This window comes from Synergistaceae bacterium (genome assembly GCA_017450125.1).
In the GTDB taxonomy this organism is placed as follows: Bacteria; Synergistota; Synergistia; order Synergistales; family Aminobacteriaceae; genus JAFUXM01.
In genome coordinates, this window is sequence record JAFSWZ010000013.1 from 22713 (window position 1) to 38371 (window position 15659).

Here is a 15659-nt window from a genome sequence, read left to right on the forward strand (position 1 = left end):
TATTTATGCTCGCAGTCATAGGAGCAGGAGTAAGCGGGCAGGGTCTGGCTCTGCTTGCACGCAGTCTCGGGGAAGAAGTGCTGGTCTCCGAGCAGAAAGCAATACCCGAAACGGTTAAAGCCCTCTTCACGCAGAACAATATAGCTTACGAGGAAGGGCACAGCGATAAAGTTTTCGAGACGGACGGAATACTAATCAGCTCAGGCATTCCCCCGCAGTCAGAGATTCTCCGCGAGGCAGAACGCAGGAACTTTCCGATGACGGGAGAACTTGATTACGTGCTTCCACACATCCGCACGAGCAACCTTGTGTGCGTTACAGGGAGCAACGGCAAGAGCACAGTAACTTCACTCATCGGCCACATCCTGAACCGCGCAGGCCTCAAGGCAGGAACAGGCGGCAATCTCGGGACGGCTTCGGCCAAGTTCACGCAGGAAGATTTTGACGCGGTAGTCCTCGAACTCTCCAGCTTCCAGCTCGCCCGCGCAACACGTAATCTCCGCTCGAAGGTCTCAATCATCACTAACCTTGCCCCCGACCACATCGATTGGCACGGAAGCTATGAAGCATACGTTGAGGCCAAGAACAACGTCTTAAAGCTCCGTGAAGGCTGGGGGATAATTCAGGACAGGGATTTTGACGCGCTTAAGCCTTCGGGGAAAATCATAGTGTTAAGCTGGACGCAAGAGCCCGAACACAAAACCGGCGGACACATCTTCATGAAGGATGATGAAGCAGTCTTAACCCTCAACGATGAGACATTCCCGCTCTTCAAGTACACGGACACGACATTAATCGGCTCACACAACCTCGAGAACGTCGCAATGTCCCTCTGTGCAGTTCACCTTCTCGGCGTTAAGGGAGACCCGAAATATCTGCTTGAAGGTTTCCGCCCCCTTCCGCACAGGTGCGAGGACGCAGGAACGATTGACGGAGTGCAGTACATTGACGACAGCAAGGGCACGAACGTAGCGGCAACAGTTACGGCGATGAAGAGCATCAAGGGCCGCAAGGTGATAATTCTCGGAGGTCAGGGCAAGGGCGAGGACTACGCTCCTCTTGCTGAGGCAGTGAAGGCAGAATGTGATGCGGCTGTGCTTATCGGCACGGAAGCAGGGAAGATTCAGAGTGCACTTGAGGCTTCGGGCTTCACGAATTTCCGACGTGTCCAGACGATGGAAGATGCCGTCAACGTCTCGCAGTCCCTCGCAAGTCCGGGAATGGTTGTGCTGCTGTCTCCTGCGTGTACCAGCTGGGACATGTACCCGAGCTACAAGGCAAGAGGCGAGCACTTCTGCCGGATAGTCCGCGAAAAATGGAAATCGTAGCCGCACTAATCTCCCTCGAGGTAATTATCCCCCTCATCCTGAGCGGGTGCGGGCTCGTGATGATTTCGTCCCTCTCGCTGAGGAACAGTTTCGCTGGGGGAAATCCCTACATGGGGCCGCTGAAACAGTTTCAGTTCATCAGCTTGGGCTTCACGGTGATGGTGATGATGCTGCGTCTCCCGACATCGACGCTCAGAAAGCACAGCTTCAAGATTTTCGTTGTGGCGATTATTCTGCTGATACTCACAATAATTCCCGGCATCGGAATAGAGGTCAACGGCGCAAGAAGATGGATTGCGCTTCCCGGCTTCAGGTTTCAGCCCGTAGAACTGATGCTGTTTGCCGTCCCCGTTCTGATGGCAAAGAGGCTCACTGACGACGACGTGGTGAACGAGCGCAAGGACTTTCACGCGTTCATTACCCCGACGCTGATGATTTCCCTCATCAACGCCGGGCTTCTATTAATGCAGCCGAACTTGGGCAGTACAATAATCATTGCCGCAATATGTTTCGTCATGCACATTGAGCGCAGAGGCTGGAAGTATCCGGCTATGGGCATAATGATGGGAGCTGTCGCAGTCGTCTTCCTGATACTGATTGCGCCGTACAGAATGAGGAGGTTTACTGCCTTCTGGGATCCGTGGTCTGACCCGAGCAATGCAGGTTTCCAGATAATACAGGGTCTAGTAGCTTTCGCGAACGGCAGCGTTACCGGCGTGGGAATCGGCAAAGGACTTCAGGAGAACCGTTATCTGCCCGAGTCTGACACTGACTACATTTTCCCGGCAATCGGCGAGGAGTTCGGGCTTGTCGGGACAATGTTCCTTGTTTCGCTGTATGCTGTGTGGACGTGGCGGGCATACTACATCTACAGGGACGCGAAGACTCCTTTCACGAAGTGCCTTGCGCTGGGACTTGCGGCTTCGGTAGTGTTTCCTATGTTCGTGAACGTTGCGGGTGTAACGAAGCTGATGCCGCTGACGGGAATACCGATGCCGTTCATCAGTTCGGGAGGGAGTGCGATGCTGTTTATGTGGGCAAAAGTCGGAGTGCTGCTGCGGATAAAGGCGGAGAGCAGGACAGCCGGAAAGGGGAAAACGAGTTGAGCAGGAAGGTACTTATAGCGGCAGGAGGAACAGGCGGGCATATTTTCCCGGCAATAGTTTTCGGGAAAAGTCTTCAGGCAGAGGGCGACTCTGTGGAATGGATGTGCGGTTCGCGCGAGCTAGAGAGAACGATTTACGGCGCGGAAGGCATCTCTCCGATGTGCCTGCCTCTGGCGGGGTCTCCTCTGGGCACGAAGTCTCCGCTGAAGATTCTTGGCCGGATTGCTGATGTCGTGAAGTCGATCGTGATTGCGTTCCGACACGTAAAGACGTTCGATGCTGTGTACCTGTTCGGAGGATATATCTCGTTCGCGCCGCTGATTGCCGCAAAGCTCAGGGGGATTCCCGTAACTCTCCACGAACAGAACACCGTAGCGGGGAAGGTTACACGTCTTGCTTCGAGGATGGGAGCAGAGATTCACACGGGCTGGCCTGTCTGCGAGGGGATAAAGAATTTCCGTTACGTCGGAATACCTGTGCGCGAACCCGTGAGGCTTCCGCGTGAAGAAGCGTTGAGGAGACTCGGGCTCGACCTTCCTGCGGGGAGCAAGGTTGTCGGAATTGCTGGCGGATCTTTGGGGAGCGGGCCTCTCAGCGAGAAGCTCAAGGAGACAGCTGCACTCTGCGGGGGGTACGAGTTTGTGTTCTTGTCGTCGAAGGAGAGGAAGGACGACGGCAACGCACACTACATCCCCTCACAGTGGGACATGAACCCGTTTTACTCGGCGTGTGATGTCCTCGTGTGCAGGGCGGGAGGTTCGACGCTCGCTGAAGCCCTGAAGTGGGAGCTACCGACAATCTCAATCCCCTGGCCCGGTGCGATGGACAACCACCAGCAGAAGAACGCCCTCGAGTTCGTGAAGCTCGCGAAGAATGCGCGCACGTTCAGCGAGGCCGACAACCCCGAAAAACTAGCAGGAATAATAGCAGACATGTGATATTCTATTGCCATCCCATAAATAAATGAGGTGGTAAAGATTCCACAGTGCTTAGTTATAGCCGACGACCTCACAGGCGGCAACGCTACGGGCGTACTCTTGGCCAAGACCGGCTACAAGGCTCATTCAGTTCTGAGCTACGAACATTCCCGCGAGAACCCCGCCTTCATGGAGTGCGACTGCTTAATCATCACGACAGACAGCAGGGCACTAACGCAGAAGGAAGCGTATTCGCGGATAAAGCACGCCGCCCGTGTCTTCAGCAGTGATGATGTGAAGCTCTACTCGAAGCGCATTGACTCCACCCTTCGCGGCAACTTAGGCGCGGAGACAGATGCAATGCTTGACTCGCTGGGTGATGACTATATCGCAGTGTGCGCACCGTGTTTCCCGTCGTCAGGGAGAACGCTTGTCGGGGGGTATCTGCTCGTTGACGGTCTGCCACTGCACAAGACCAACATAGCCATTGACCCCAAAACACCAGTGAAGGTCTCGGACATTGCGGAGATTTTCCAGTCTCAGAGCAAGTACAAGGTTGCCTCACTCTTCATTGATGACCTGATGAACGGCAAACATGCCCTCGCAGAGAAGATTAACGCACTCGCCAACGCAGGGAACAGAATCATAATCATCGACTGCGTAACCAATGAAGATTTGAACCTGATAGCTGACGCAGTAATCACCAGCAAGAGAAAGATTCTCGCCGTAGACCCGGGAGCGTTCACGGCAACCCTCGCACGTAAAATCATTACTCCGCAGAACAAGACGGAACGTCTTAAGATTCTCGCAGTCGTCGGGAGCGTCAACCCCAACACGCGCGAACAGATGGAGAAGCTGTGGCTCGCCCAGCGTCCAATCGCCAACGTGTTCGTTGAGACGCGCAAACTTCTTGAGGGCGACGAACACAGGGAGCAGGAGATAGACCGTGTGAGTACTGAGATACTGAAACTCTCGAAGACCAACACAGTTCTGACTGTTACGGGCGACGGGATTTACCCGGAGAAACGCATAGACTTCAAGCAGTATTCCGGGCACATCGAGATTCTCACCGGCAGAATCAACACTGCGATGGCAGAAATTGCACTGCGCATCCTGCTGGCTGAGCCGTCGTTCAGGGGGCTTTATGCGAGCGGCGGTGATGTAACTCAGGCGGTGTGCGAGAAGTTCGGTGCGTCGGGGCTTGTGCTTATGGACGAGGTTCTTCCTCTTGCGGCTTACGGGGTGTTTTCGGGCGGAGAGTTTGACGGGCTTCACGTGGTAACTAAGGGAGGCAGTCAGGGAAATTCTGACGCAATAAATCTCTGTGTGAACTACCTGAAGTCTAAGCTGTACATATAAGGAGGTACATTAATGGCAAAACCAATCGTAGCAGTACCAATCGGAGACCCTGCGGGCGTAGGGCCTGAAATCGTCGTGAAGTCTCTTGCGTCCGACGTGGTGAAGCAGTGTGCGGACTGCATCATAATCGGCGACAAGGGCATTATCGACAAGGCAATAGCTCTCACAGGTTCAACCCTCAAGGTTCACACGTGCAAGGACGTATCAGATGCGGATTTCTCTGACGGAGTTCTCAACCTGATTGACCTTCACAACATTAATCTTGACGGCTTCAAGTACGGGGTTGTTCAGGCGATGTGCGGACAGGCGGCGTTCGACTACATTAAGTGCAGCATCGAGCTCGCAATGTCGGGCAAGGCTGACGCGGTCGCAACTACCCCCATCAACAAGGAGGCACTTCACGCGGCGAACGTTCCCTTCATCGGACACACGGAGATTTTCGGTGCGCTGACTAACACCGCAGACCCTCTAACGATGTTCGAGACAAACGGGCTGAGGGTGTTCTTCCTGACGCGCCATCTCTCGCTTATGCAGGCAATAGTCAGCATCAACAAGGCAAAAATCATCTCGTGCGTCAAGGAATGCATGGCCGCTCTTAAGCGTCTCGGCGTTACGGAAGGCACGATGGCGATTGCGGGTCTTAACCCCCACAGCGGAGAACACGGACTTTTCGGCTGGGAGGAAGTCAACGAGATTACTCCGGCGGTCGAGGAGCTTAAGGCTCAGGGCTACAATGTTGCAGGGCCTATCGGAGCAGATTCTGTGTTCCATCAGGCGGCAATAGGCAGATACAACAGCGTTCTTTCCCTGTACCACGATCAGGGGCACATCGCGACGAAAACTCTCGATTTTGAGCGCACAATCTCCATCACAAACGGAATGCCCATTCTCCGCACGAGCGTGGATCACGGTACGGCGTTCGACATTGCGGGCAAAAACATAGTGAGTGAGGTAAGCATGGTCGAAGCAATACGTCTTGCGGCCAAGTACGCACCATTCTTCAAGAAAAACTAGGAAGGAGCAATTATTCTCATGGAACACATCGTTAGCGGAAACCAGATGCTTATCGGCCTTCTGGTCGGAATAGTAATCCTTATCGGCCTCGTGCTGTTCACGAAGGTTCAGGCGTTCCTTGCGCTTATCCTCGCGACGGTTATTGTCGGCGTAATCGGCGGAATGCCCCTGCTGAACGTCTCCTACATTGGTGCTGACGGACTGTCTCACAGCGGAAGCATAATCTCGTCAATCTCTAACGGTTTCGGCGGAACGCTCGGGAGCATCGGAATCATCATCGGTTTCGGCGTAATGATGGGACAGCTCTTCGAGGCCACCGGCGCGGCCAAGAGAATGGCTCACACGTTCCTGAAGATGTTCGGGCGCGGACGTGAAGAGGAAGCGTTAGCATTCACGGGCTTCCTTGTCTCGATACCTATCTTCTGCGACTCAGGGTTCGTAGTTCTTGCTCCTATCGCTAAAGCACTCTCCAAAGTTACGAAGAAATCACTTATTGCGCTGGGTGTATCTCTTGCGGCAGGACTCGTAATTACACACTCGCTTGTTCCTCCGACTCCCGGCCCTCTGGGTGTGTGCGGAATTTTCGGCGTTGATGTGGGGCTGTACATTCTGGCGAGCATTGTTCTGGCTCTGCCGATGGCTATCGGATGCATAATGTACGCGCGTATGTCCCTCGCGAAGAAGTATTACTGGCTGCAGAACGACAAGGACGAGATCGTCAAAGCCGAGTACCAGAAGCCGGACTATGATGCGGCGTTCAACATGGACATGACGGGAGTACCCGGCACAATGGAATCATTCATGCCCCTTATTCTCCCGATAATCCTTATCCTCATCAACACCGTAGCAACAGCCCTGAAGTTTACGAGCGGATTCATGCAGGTAGTTATCTTCTTCGGACAGCCGATAATCGCGGTCGGTCTCGGCCTTCTTGTTGCGATTTTCACGCTCGCACGTACGCTCACCCGTGATGAAGCACTCGCCGAGATGGAAAAGGGTATGGCTTCCGCAGGAATAATCCTTCTTGTTACAGGCGGCGGCGGAGCACTCGGAAGGATAATCCAGGACTCGGGGCTTGGCACGTACATGGCGAAGTACCTGCTTGATACCTCAATTCCTCTAGTGATTCTACCTCTGGTTATCTCGACGGCAATGCGCTTCGTTCAGGGCTCGGGCACTGTTGCGATGGTTACTGCGGCGAGCATCACTGCCCCCATCCTCAACAATGCGGGAGTGAATCCCCTTCTGGGAGTTATCGCCTGCTGTGTGGGTTCGCTGTTCTTCGGGTACTTCAACGACTCGTATTTCTGGGTTGTGAACAGGACGCTCGGCGTGAGCGAGGCCAAAGACCAGATTCGTATTTGGTCGTTCACCTCAACGATTGCGTGGGCGGTCGGTGTTGTTGAAGTTTTTGTGCTGAGCTATATCCTGTAATACGGTCTGAAAGACATTGCGGCAGGTCTCAGAAAACGAGGCCTGCTGATTTTTTCGGAGGGTGAAGCAATGAGACAATACATAGTTGACGCGTTCACGGACAAAGTATTTTCGGGCAATCAGGCGGCAGTGTGCGTGATAGACACTTGGCCGGACGAAAAGCTGATGATGAACATTGCGCGCGAGAACAATTTTTCGGAGACAGCCTTCACGGTGAAAGAGGGAGACCGTTACCGCCTGCGCTGGTTTACGCCCGGAGGAGAGATAGACCTCTGCGGACATGCTACTCTTGCGACAGCGTACGTAGTGCTGAGGTTCTACGAGGAGGCTGACACAGTAACCTTCACGACGCTTAGCGGAGAACTCACCGTGAGGGAACATGACGGCCTTCTGTCGATGGATTTTCCGGCGTATGAGCTTGTGCCTGTCCCCGTAACGGAAGCAGTGTGCGAGGCTCTCGGCTGTGTTCCTGAATGCGCGTACATGGGCAGGGATTTGCTGTGCGTCCTAAAAACTGAGGACGAAGTCAGGGCGTGCACCCCCGACATGGCGAAGTTGAAGGAGCTTGACGGCCTGCTTCTGCACATCACTGCGCGCGGGCACGGCGGGGCTGACTGCGTATCACGGAGCTTTGCGCCGAAGCTGGGGATTGTTGAAGACCCTGTGTGCGGCTCGGGACACTGCCACATTGTGCCGTACTGGTCCGGCGTTCTCGGCAGGAAGGACATAACGGCGTATCAGGCATCCGAACGCGGAGGCTGGCTGTACTGCCATCACGAAGGCGAACGCATAACGATTTCCGGGAAGGCCGCACTGTACTCACGCTCTGAAATTTTGGAGGAGGCTTGACAAAATCAGCGCAAGGGCTATAATACCCAACTGTTGAACGCAACAGCGGGGCGTAGCGCAGTCTGGTTAGCGCACCTGCTTTGGGAGCAGGGGGTCGGAAGTTCGAATCTTCTCGCCCCGACCAGAGTGAAGCTACGAAGAGTGAAGAACATGCGGGAATAGCTCAGTTGGCTAGAGCGATGGCCTTCCAAGCCGTAGGTCGCGGGTTCGAATCCCGTTTCCCGCTCCAAGCGTAAGATACGCGCTCTTAGCTCAGCTGGATAGAGCAACGGCCTTCTAAGCCGTAGGCCGCGGGTTCGAATCCTGCAGGGCGCGCCAGTAAGTTGACAACATGGTGAGTGTAGCGCAATTGGTTAGAGCTTCGGATTGTGGTTCCGGCGGTTGAGGGTTCAAGTCCCTTCACTCACCCCATCAGCAAGAAAGATGCGCTCTTAGCTCATTGGGATAGAGCGGCAGACTTCGGATCTGCAGGCGGCGGGTTCGAATCCTGCAGGGCGCGCAACGAGAATAATGGACTGTTAGCTCAGTTGGTAGAGCAGCTGACTCTTAATCAGCGGGCCGTGGGTTCGAGTCCCTCACAGTCCACCAGATAATCACCCGATAACGCATCGGCACTCATAGAGACAATGAAGCCCCGTTTGAACAATCAGGCGGGGCTTGTTGTTATGCAGAAAAACACGAGATTTTGCTATAATTACAGGCATTCAGAAAACTTTTTCATTCAGGAGGTTATTCACCGCTCAATAATGCAGAACAACATCTTTAGCACGCGCGACACACTCACCTTCATCGACACCTGCTCACTGCTCGAAGTCCCTGCCTCTGAGCTTTACCTCAAGAGCCTGAAGTCCTCAGGGGACAAGGTCATCGTCATCAGAGCCGTAACCAACGAGCTCCGCAAGAAGATACGCGAGCACGACAAAGACCCAGAACTCAGCGACAGGGCTCAGGCAGTCTTCAACCTCGTGTTCGACTACGAAGCAAAGGGTCTCGTGAAGATCGACTTTGACGACGACAGAGACACCAGAAACATTGCGGACAATGTCTTTCTAGGGATAGCATTCAGGTACGGCCTCAACAACAACATAGTGATAATCACTCAGGACAAAGGGCTCACAGATGCCCTCCTGAACGCCAGGAACAACGGAGCTGTGAACGGCCTCAGCGTCGCGGTAAAGAGGCTGGAGAGCGACGGAACGCTTACGGAAATCACAGCACAGTATGCGAAACAAGATTCACACATGGAACGGAGTAAGACTTCAATGAACATGAACGCTTTAGAGATACCGCCCTCCCAGCTGGTTCAGCAGTTCAGGAACAACACAGAAGCCAGCAGCAAGGTCTACAAGAACCAGTGCCTGATGTTTTCCGGCAGGGTAGTGCGCACGTACGAGGACGGCAGGGACTTCATCACCGAGCTGCTTGCCGACGATTTCAACGGCAGGATAATATGCCGCTTCACGGGCAAGCCTATGGAGGCTGACGGCATGGAGCGCGGGCAGTCCGTAACGGTGTCCGGGCTTCTGGCGAACGTCGACGTTGATTTCGGCGAAATCGAGATGCAAGAGTGCTCTCTCGGCAGTGCCGCAAGCGCGTCTATTCCGCTTCAGGTTACGTCAGTTGCGGACGACCCTGTCCCCATCACGCAGATTCCCGAAGCGGGCTGCAAGGTCAAGGGGCTCGACGGCAAAGAGTACACTCTCTCTGCAATCATCGCCAGAGGCAGCAAGAGCGTGGTCTATGACATTGAGGGCAATCCCAAGATGGCGGCCAAGATCTACAATCCCGAGTTCTGCACGGCACGCAGGCTCGAGAAGCTGAGGCTCATCATCAGCATGGGACTTCAGCATGACGGGATATGCTTCCCGACTGACGTTCTCCTCAACGAACGCGCGCAGTTCTGCGGATGCCTAATGCCCAGAGCAGAGGGCGGCAGCATCGAGGAACTCTTCTGCACAGCACCGGCCTTCGCGGAGAGGTTCAAGAAGTGGACTAAGACCGACATGGTCATGATGACCAAGCGCATCCTCGAATACATCAAATACATTCACGACAACGGCGTAATAATCGGCAACGTTGTGCCCGAGAACATAATCTACAACTCGACAGAAGAGATATACTTCATTGACGCGGACAGCTGGCAGTACAAGGAGTTTCCGTGCCCTGACGGAGACCCGTACTCGACACCGCCGGAGCTTCAGGGCAAGGACTTCAGCACGTTCCTGCGGACGATGGGCAATGAGAATTTCGGTGTTGCGACGCTGGTGTTCAGGATGATGATGCAGGGTTACCCGCCTTACGCCAGCTTTGAGCGCGAGCTTCCCGAAGAGGAGATACGCGCGGGAAAGTTCCCGTACACTGTCGGGGAGTTCCGTGCGATAAAGGGCTACAAAGCTCCGTCAATGGAGGCACGGAAGATCTGGAGCCACCTTGTGCGGCAGATAAAGGACTCGTTCATCCAGGCGTTTCACGAGAACGGAGAGCACTCGCAGGAGGGGACGCGTTTCCCTGTTGAGCAGTGGATAAAGGATGTGGGGTACTACTACAGCTGCCTTCCGAAGATGATACGGACAGACCCTGTGAGCGAGGAAGTTTTCCCGAAGGAAGTACGGCGGGCACTCGACAAGAGGCAGTAAAGACAATCCCCCCACAGCACGCGGGGGGATAATTTTTGTGTTACTCCAAGAAGAACACTTGAGTTAGTTTCGGCTGAGCTCCTGTTTCGGGGTCAAGCTCCATAGTCATTACGTCCTTCATGTACTCGTTCCAGCGGTCAACTACCGCGCTTTCCGCCTGAGTACGAGCCGCAAACTCAACGCCTTTCTCGCACTCGTAGTACCCGAACAGCTCCGAACCCGTGTTCCAGATTGTGTAGTTGCGGATTCCTGCGGACTTCAGGAGCTCGACAAGCTCAGGCCAGATCTCGTCGTGGCGTTTCCTGTACTCCGCGAGCATTCCGGGCTTGACGGTTGCTTTCCACGCGTAACGTTCCATGACCTACAGAATGTTGATCCACTCGTCAACAGTGTCGTTGTTGAACGTGTTGAGCTTGTTCAGGAAGCTGATCGTTCCGCCGTCCGCCGCCTTCTCGATGGTCAGCGTTCCTACCTCGCCTGCATCGAAGGTCTCGCCCTCTTTGCCGGTTATCTGCCCCTTCACGAAAGCTACCGCCGCATAAGATGCCGCGTAACCGAGCTGTGTGGGATTCCACAGGAAGGTTTCGTCGGCTATACCCTTGTTGATGAACTCCTTCATGTCTGACGCGAGCGTGAGGCCGGTAACCTTGACGTTGCGCTTTGCGTCCATGATGCACTTGCTGACTGCCGGAGCACCGACCGTCGTCGGGACGATGATTCCCTTGAGGTTGGGATACTGCTCGAGGAGTGCCTGCGTCTCGTTGAAGGACTTTGTGTACTCGTCATCACCGTAAACTACTCCGACGAACTCTATATCCTTGTACTTGTCGTCGCCGCTCTTGAGTGCGTCGAGCATGAAGGAGATCCACAGGTTCTGGTTGGGAGCTGTGGCCATTGCGGAGAGGATTGCGATCTGTCCTTTTCCGCCGACAGACTTCACCATCGAGTCCAGCTGTGTGAGTGCGATGACCTTCGCGCTTGCGGGTTCGACATCGAGGTCTCTGCCTTCGGGGTCTACGGGAGCGTCCCACGTTACGACTTTGATTCCGGCCTCGCGGGCTTCGTTGCACACGTCGACAAGTGATGCGGGGTCGTTTGCGGAGATGCAGAGAACGTCAACGCCCTGTGCAATGTAGTTCTCGATGATGCGTATCTGTCCGTCAGAGCTTCCGTCGTCGGGGCCGTCGTGCATGAACGTGAAGCCGAGCTCGTCAGCGGCCTTCTGGAAGCCTGCGACTCCTGCCTGGAAGTAGGGGTTGCCGGACTGCTTGTAGACTACGCCGATCGTGATTCCTGCTCCGGGCTTGTCCTCAGCGAACGCACACCCTGCGAACACGAACGACAGCACTAACACTAACGCTAACAACTTCTTCATGAATATAACCTCCTTAAGATTATGAATGCACAGCCGCTGCTGTCTCGGCTCTGCGTCTCGCTACTCTCCTTGCGTTCTGCCAGTCCTCGATGAGGTTCGGCACTAACACGCTCAGTATCAGGATTACTCCTACAGACAAGTTTACCGCACTGTCCGCAAATCCGAACAGCGTACCCAGACCGAACTTCACCACGCCGAATATCACCAGCGATATGGCCGCACCGATTACGCTTCCTTTTCCGCCGTCAGTCGAGAAGCCTCCGAGAACTGCCGCCGCAATCGCGTACATGTGGTAGCCGTCCATTATGTCGGCCTTCACGCTCGATGACGAGTTGCCGACAAAGAATATACCTGTTACTGCACTCATCAGACCCGCGATAACGAAGCACCAGAATTTTATACGATCCGTCTGAATACCTGAATAGTACGTCGCGCTCCTGTTCGTGCCTATCGCGAAAATCTTTCTGCCGTTGCCGGTCATGTGAAGCCACACGAAGAAGATTATCGCGAACACTAAGAACACCGGCAATGACACAGGAACTTTCACGCCCCCGACATCAAGCAGCTTGTTCAACGCAGACAGAGAACGGAACGTAGGATCTTTGAACGTCAGAGTTTCTCCGCCGATTATGAGGTAGCTGAACCCGCGAAAGAATAACTGCGTCGCGAGGGTGATTATCATCGAGAACAATTCCTTGAAGCGCGTGCACAGAAAACCGTTCAGCGCACCGCACACTGCTCCGACGAGAAGGCAGGCCAAGAGCGACAGCGTCAGTGCCACAGGCCCGGACATTCCGCCGAGAACAGCAAGGTTGTTGTACGTTACGCCTAAAGTTACGACGCTCAATGTTCCGATAGCTCCGACGGAAATATCAATGTCTCCCATCGCAAGTATCAGCATCATTCCGAGAGTCATGAAGCTGTACAGGAAATACGGCCGCATACTCCTCACGACGTTAGCGAAGTAGAAGACGGGACGGCGCGAAATTCCTGCGGCAACACGTGCGGCATCAACGTACCAGAACACCACGCACACGACAGCAAGAAGGATGACGAGGAAAAATTCCCAGCTCGTGAAAAATCTCTTGATGCTCTTCATGGTTATATGTTCCTCCTTGCTAAGTCCTGCTTGGCCGAAATCCTCTGAAGTATCACGTTCAGCAGGATAGCGAATAATAACAGTATTCCCTTGATGAACTCCGTAATCATTGAGTTGCCTATCTGCATCTGCGGTATCGCACTGTCGATGAACGCTACCATCACTGCACCTATCACAACCCCTGTGATTTTTCCGTAGCCGCCGGTAACGCTCACTCCTCCGAGAACACAGGCCGCTATCGTGAACATCTCATCACCCGTAGCACTGCCCTTCTCGATTGCCGCATAGAACGCAAGCCACATTATACCCGCGAGTCCTGCAGACGCTCCGCAGATTGTGTGTGCGAGAACGCGTATCTTGTTCAGGTGAACGCCGCGCATCTGTGCTGCCTCAGCGTTTGAGCCGACAGCGTAAAGATTCCTGCCTGTGCGCGTGTAGTTCAGGAACACCGCAGTAGCAATCACCACTAGAACCGCCAGCCACACCAAGAAAGGCAGGCCAAGAAACTCGTGATTAATCAGGCTGTCCTTGAAGGCTTGTGTCAGCTGTGTGGGGTTGACCTTGTTCATCCCTAACAGCCAGTTCATGGGGATTAGTGCCCTGACTATGTAGCTCGTGCCCAGCGTAACGATTAACGCGATGACTCGCCCGTAGCTCATCAAGATGCCGTTAATCGCACCGATAGCCGCGCCGATTGCGATACCCAGCACGAACATCAACAACGTGTTCTGAATCACTCCGAGCCCCATCAGCTTACCGGCAACAGCTCCCGCGAACGCAAGGACTGCCGTAGTGGAAATGTCTATTGAGCCGACGAGCAGGACGCAGAGCATTCCGCAGCACATGACCATGTTGATAGAGCCGTTCTTCAGGACGTTAAGCCACGAGTTAGCGAGGTAGCCCGGAACTCTGACGTTCACGACAGCCAGCAAAAGCACCAGCACCGCCAGAAGGGGAAGCTCCCTGTGTTCGATAAGGAACGAATAGAATGATTTGCCCTTGTTCATTGTGCTTCCTCCTTTCTAGGATGCTGCTTTGCTCTGGGGCATTGCGGCATTAAGGATTATCTCCTGAGTCAGGCTCTTCGTGTCCGTGAACTCCGCCGTAACTTTCCCTTCACTCATGACGTAAATTCTGTCGCTCATGTTGATGACTTCGGGGAGCTCAGAACTTATCATGAGTATTCCCAAGCCCTGCGAGGCAAGGTCAGACATAATCTCGTAGATTGCCGCCTTGCTCCCAACGTCAACGCCCTTAGTGGGTTCGTCGAGGATAATCAGCTTCGGGTTTGCCGCTAACTGTTTCGCCACGACTACCTTCTGTTGATTTCCGCCCGAGAGCGCGCCGGTCAGCGTGTCGGTGTTGGGGGCTTTAATCGCGAGGACTGCCTGCATTCCGTCGGATAGCTCGTACTCCTTTTTGCGGTTGATGAAGATTCCGTCCTGGCACTCTTTAGCCATTACGGGAAGGGAGATGTTGTGATTGATTGACCACTGCAGCAACAGCCCATCCTTCTGCCTGTCCTCAGGAAGATAGCCGAGACCTTTCTCCATCATTTGTGTCGGAGTGTGGTAGCCTATCTCTTCTCCCCTGAAGATAATCTTTCCGCTGTCGGGCTGGTGAACTCCAAAAACTGACTCCATTACCTCAGTCCTGCCCGCGCCGACAAGTCCCGTCAAGCCCACAATCTCTCCGGCCTTAACTGTGATGTTCACGTCGCGGAAGAAACCCGTTCTGCTGAGTCCTTCAAGCCTCAACAGTTCTTCGCCTATTTCCGGCTCTTTCTTCGGATAGAGCTGGTTGATGTCTCTCCCTACCATCTGATGAATCAGGAATGACTGTTCAACCTCGTGAAGATTCCACGTGCCGATATATTGTGCATCACGGAAGACCGTAACTCTTTCAGCAAGGCCGTACATGTCCTCGAACCTGTGAGAGATGAGGATAATTCCCGTGCCCTGATCCCTTAACCTCAATGCTATTTTGTAGAGGGCTTCGGCTTCGCGCTGAGAGAGTGCGGCTGTAGGTTCGTCCATGATGAGAATCTTTGCGTTCATGGAGAGTGCCTTTGCGATTTCGACGAGCTGCTGCTGAGCAACAGACAACGAGCCCACTGATGCCGTCGGGCTGAAGTCCGCATCGACAGCCTCTAATAACTTCTTGGCCTCGCGGTTCATTTTTCCCCAGTCGATGAACGGCCCAATCTTGAACTCGTGCCCCGCAAAAATGTTCTCTGCCACGCTCAAATCAGGGTAGCTCGCGGCGTGCTGGTAGATTGCGGCAATGCCCCGCTCCTGAGCCACGACAGGGTCAGACATTACGACACGTTCACCGTTGAGGATGATTTCTCCGCCGTCGGGCTGGTGCGCGCCTGTGATGACCTTGATGAAGGTAGATTTCCCTGCACCGTTCTCACCTGCGAGGGCGTGAATCTCTCCGGCCTTAAGGTTGAAGTGAACATTGTCGAGAGCCTTAACGCCCGGAAAGATTTTTGTTATGCCGTTAAGCTCTAGTATGTATTCCGACAAAGTTTGTGCCTCCT

At 54.1% G+C, this 15659-nt stretch carries 13 protein-coding genes and 6 tRNA genes; 14 read left to right on the top strand and 5 right to left on the bottom strand.

The annotated features are described in order from the left end of the window. Window positions 1–5 precede the first annotated feature (5 nt). From murD to IJT02_02060, 14 genes are all read left to right on the top strand, one after another. Window positions 6–1328 (top strand): UDP-N-acetylmuramoyl-L-alanine--D-glutamate ligase, encoded by a 1323-nt coding sequence (murD, locus tag IJT02_01995; GenBank protein ID MBQ7543697.1) that lies wholly within the window; start codon window positions 6–8, stop codon window positions 1326–1328. Next, window positions 1316–2434, top strand: coding sequence for a cell division protein FtsW (locus IJT02_02000; protein ID MBQ7543698.1), 1119 nt, complete (start codon window positions 1316–1318; stop codon window positions 2432–2434). Before murD ends, IJT02_02000 begins: the two co-directional genes overlap by 13 nt. Continuing rightward, entirely contained in the window at window positions 2431–3372 is a 942-nt protein-coding gene (locus IJT02_02005) for a UDP-N-acetylglucosamine--N-acetylmuramyl-(pentapeptide) pyrophosphoryl-undecaprenol N-acetylglucosamine transferase (GenBank protein MBQ7543699.1), read from the top strand. Before IJT02_02000 ends, IJT02_02005 begins: the two co-directional genes overlap by 4 nt. 30 nt (window positions 3373–3402) lie before the next feature. After that, a complete protein-coding gene (locus IJT02_02010; GenBank protein ID MBQ7543700.1) occupies window positions 3403–4710 on the top strand; it encodes a four-carbon acid sugar kinase family protein in 1308 nt (435 codons plus the stop codon). A 12-nt stretch (window positions 4711–4722) separates the two neighbouring features. Further along, window positions 4723–5724 carry a 4-hydroxythreonine-4-phosphate dehydrogenase PdxA gene (pdxA, locus tag IJT02_02015; GenBank protein ID MBQ7543701.1) on the top strand — a complete coding sequence of 334 codons (1002 nt, stop codon included), beginning with the start codon at window positions 4723–4725 and terminating at the stop codon, window positions 5722–5724. Between the two features lie 18 nt (window positions 5725–5742). Next, window positions 5743–7158: a hypothetical protein gene (locus IJT02_02020; GenBank protein ID MBQ7543702.1), complete on the top strand. Its 1416-nt coding sequence runs from the start codon at window positions 5743–5745 to the stop codon at window positions 7156–7158. Between the two features lie 69 nt (window positions 7159–7227). After that, window positions 7228–8007 carry a PhzF family phenazine biosynthesis protein gene (locus IJT02_02025; GenBank protein ID MBQ7543703.1) on the top strand — a complete coding sequence of 260 codons (780 nt, stop codon included), beginning with the start codon at window positions 7228–7230 and terminating at the stop codon, window positions 8005–8007. A gap of 46 nt (window positions 8008–8053) precedes the next feature. Continuing rightward, window positions 8054–8131, top strand: a tRNA-Pro gene (locus IJT02_02030). 28 nt (window positions 8132–8159) lie between these two features. After that, window positions 8160–8236: transfer RNA gene (locus IJT02_02035), tRNA-Gly, on the top strand. Window positions 8237–8248: 12 nt separating this feature from the next. Continuing rightward, window positions 8249–8325 (top strand) — tRNA-Arg (locus IJT02_02040). A gap of 16 nt (window positions 8326–8341) precedes the next feature. Then, window positions 8342–8418 (top strand) — tRNA-His (locus tag IJT02_02045). A gap of 14 nt (window positions 8419–8432) precedes the next feature. Further along, window positions 8433–8506 (top strand) — tRNA-Arg (locus IJT02_02050). A 13-nt stretch (window positions 8507–8519) separates the two neighbouring features. After that, window positions 8520–8595 (top strand) — tRNA-Lys (locus IJT02_02055). Window positions 8596–8753: 158 nt separating this feature from the next. Then, a complete protein-coding gene (locus tag IJT02_02060; protein MBQ7543704.1) occupies window positions 8754–10643 on the top strand; it encodes a hypothetical protein in 1890 nt (629 codons plus the stop codon). Between the two features lie 40 nt (window positions 10644–10683). Here the strand turns inward: IJT02_02060 and IJT02_02065 are convergent, their stop codons facing one another. Genes IJT02_02065 through IJT02_02085 form a run of 5 tightly spaced genes read right to left on the bottom strand, consistent with a single transcriptional unit; the run spans window position 10684 to window position 15645 of the window. Further along, window positions 10684–11001: an L-rhamnose mutarotase gene (locus IJT02_02065; GenBank protein MBQ7543705.1), complete on the bottom strand. Its 318-nt coding sequence runs from the start codon at window positions 10999–11001 to the stop codon at window positions 10684–10686. 3 nt (window positions 11002–11004) lie between these two features. Beyond that, entirely contained in the window at window positions 11005–12018 is a 1014-nt protein-coding gene (locus IJT02_02070; protein MBQ7543706.1) for a substrate-binding domain-containing protein, read from the bottom strand. A gap of 19 nt (window positions 12019–12037) precedes the next feature. Continuing rightward, entirely contained in the window at window positions 12038–13117 is a 1080-nt protein-coding gene (locus tag IJT02_02075) for an ABC transporter permease (GenBank protein ID MBQ7543707.1), read from the bottom strand. Between the two features lie 2 nt (window positions 13118–13119). After that, window positions 13120–14124 carry an ABC transporter permease gene (locus IJT02_02080; protein MBQ7543708.1) on the bottom strand — a complete coding sequence of 335 codons (1005 nt, stop codon included), beginning with the start codon at window positions 14122–14124 and terminating at the stop codon, window positions 13120–13122. Between the two features lie 15 nt (window positions 14125–14139). Further along, window positions 14140–15645, bottom strand: coding sequence for a sugar ABC transporter ATP-binding protein (locus tag IJT02_02085; protein MBQ7543709.1), 1506 nt, complete (start codon window positions 15643–15645; stop codon window positions 14140–14142). Window positions 15646–15659: the final 14 nt, after the last annotated feature.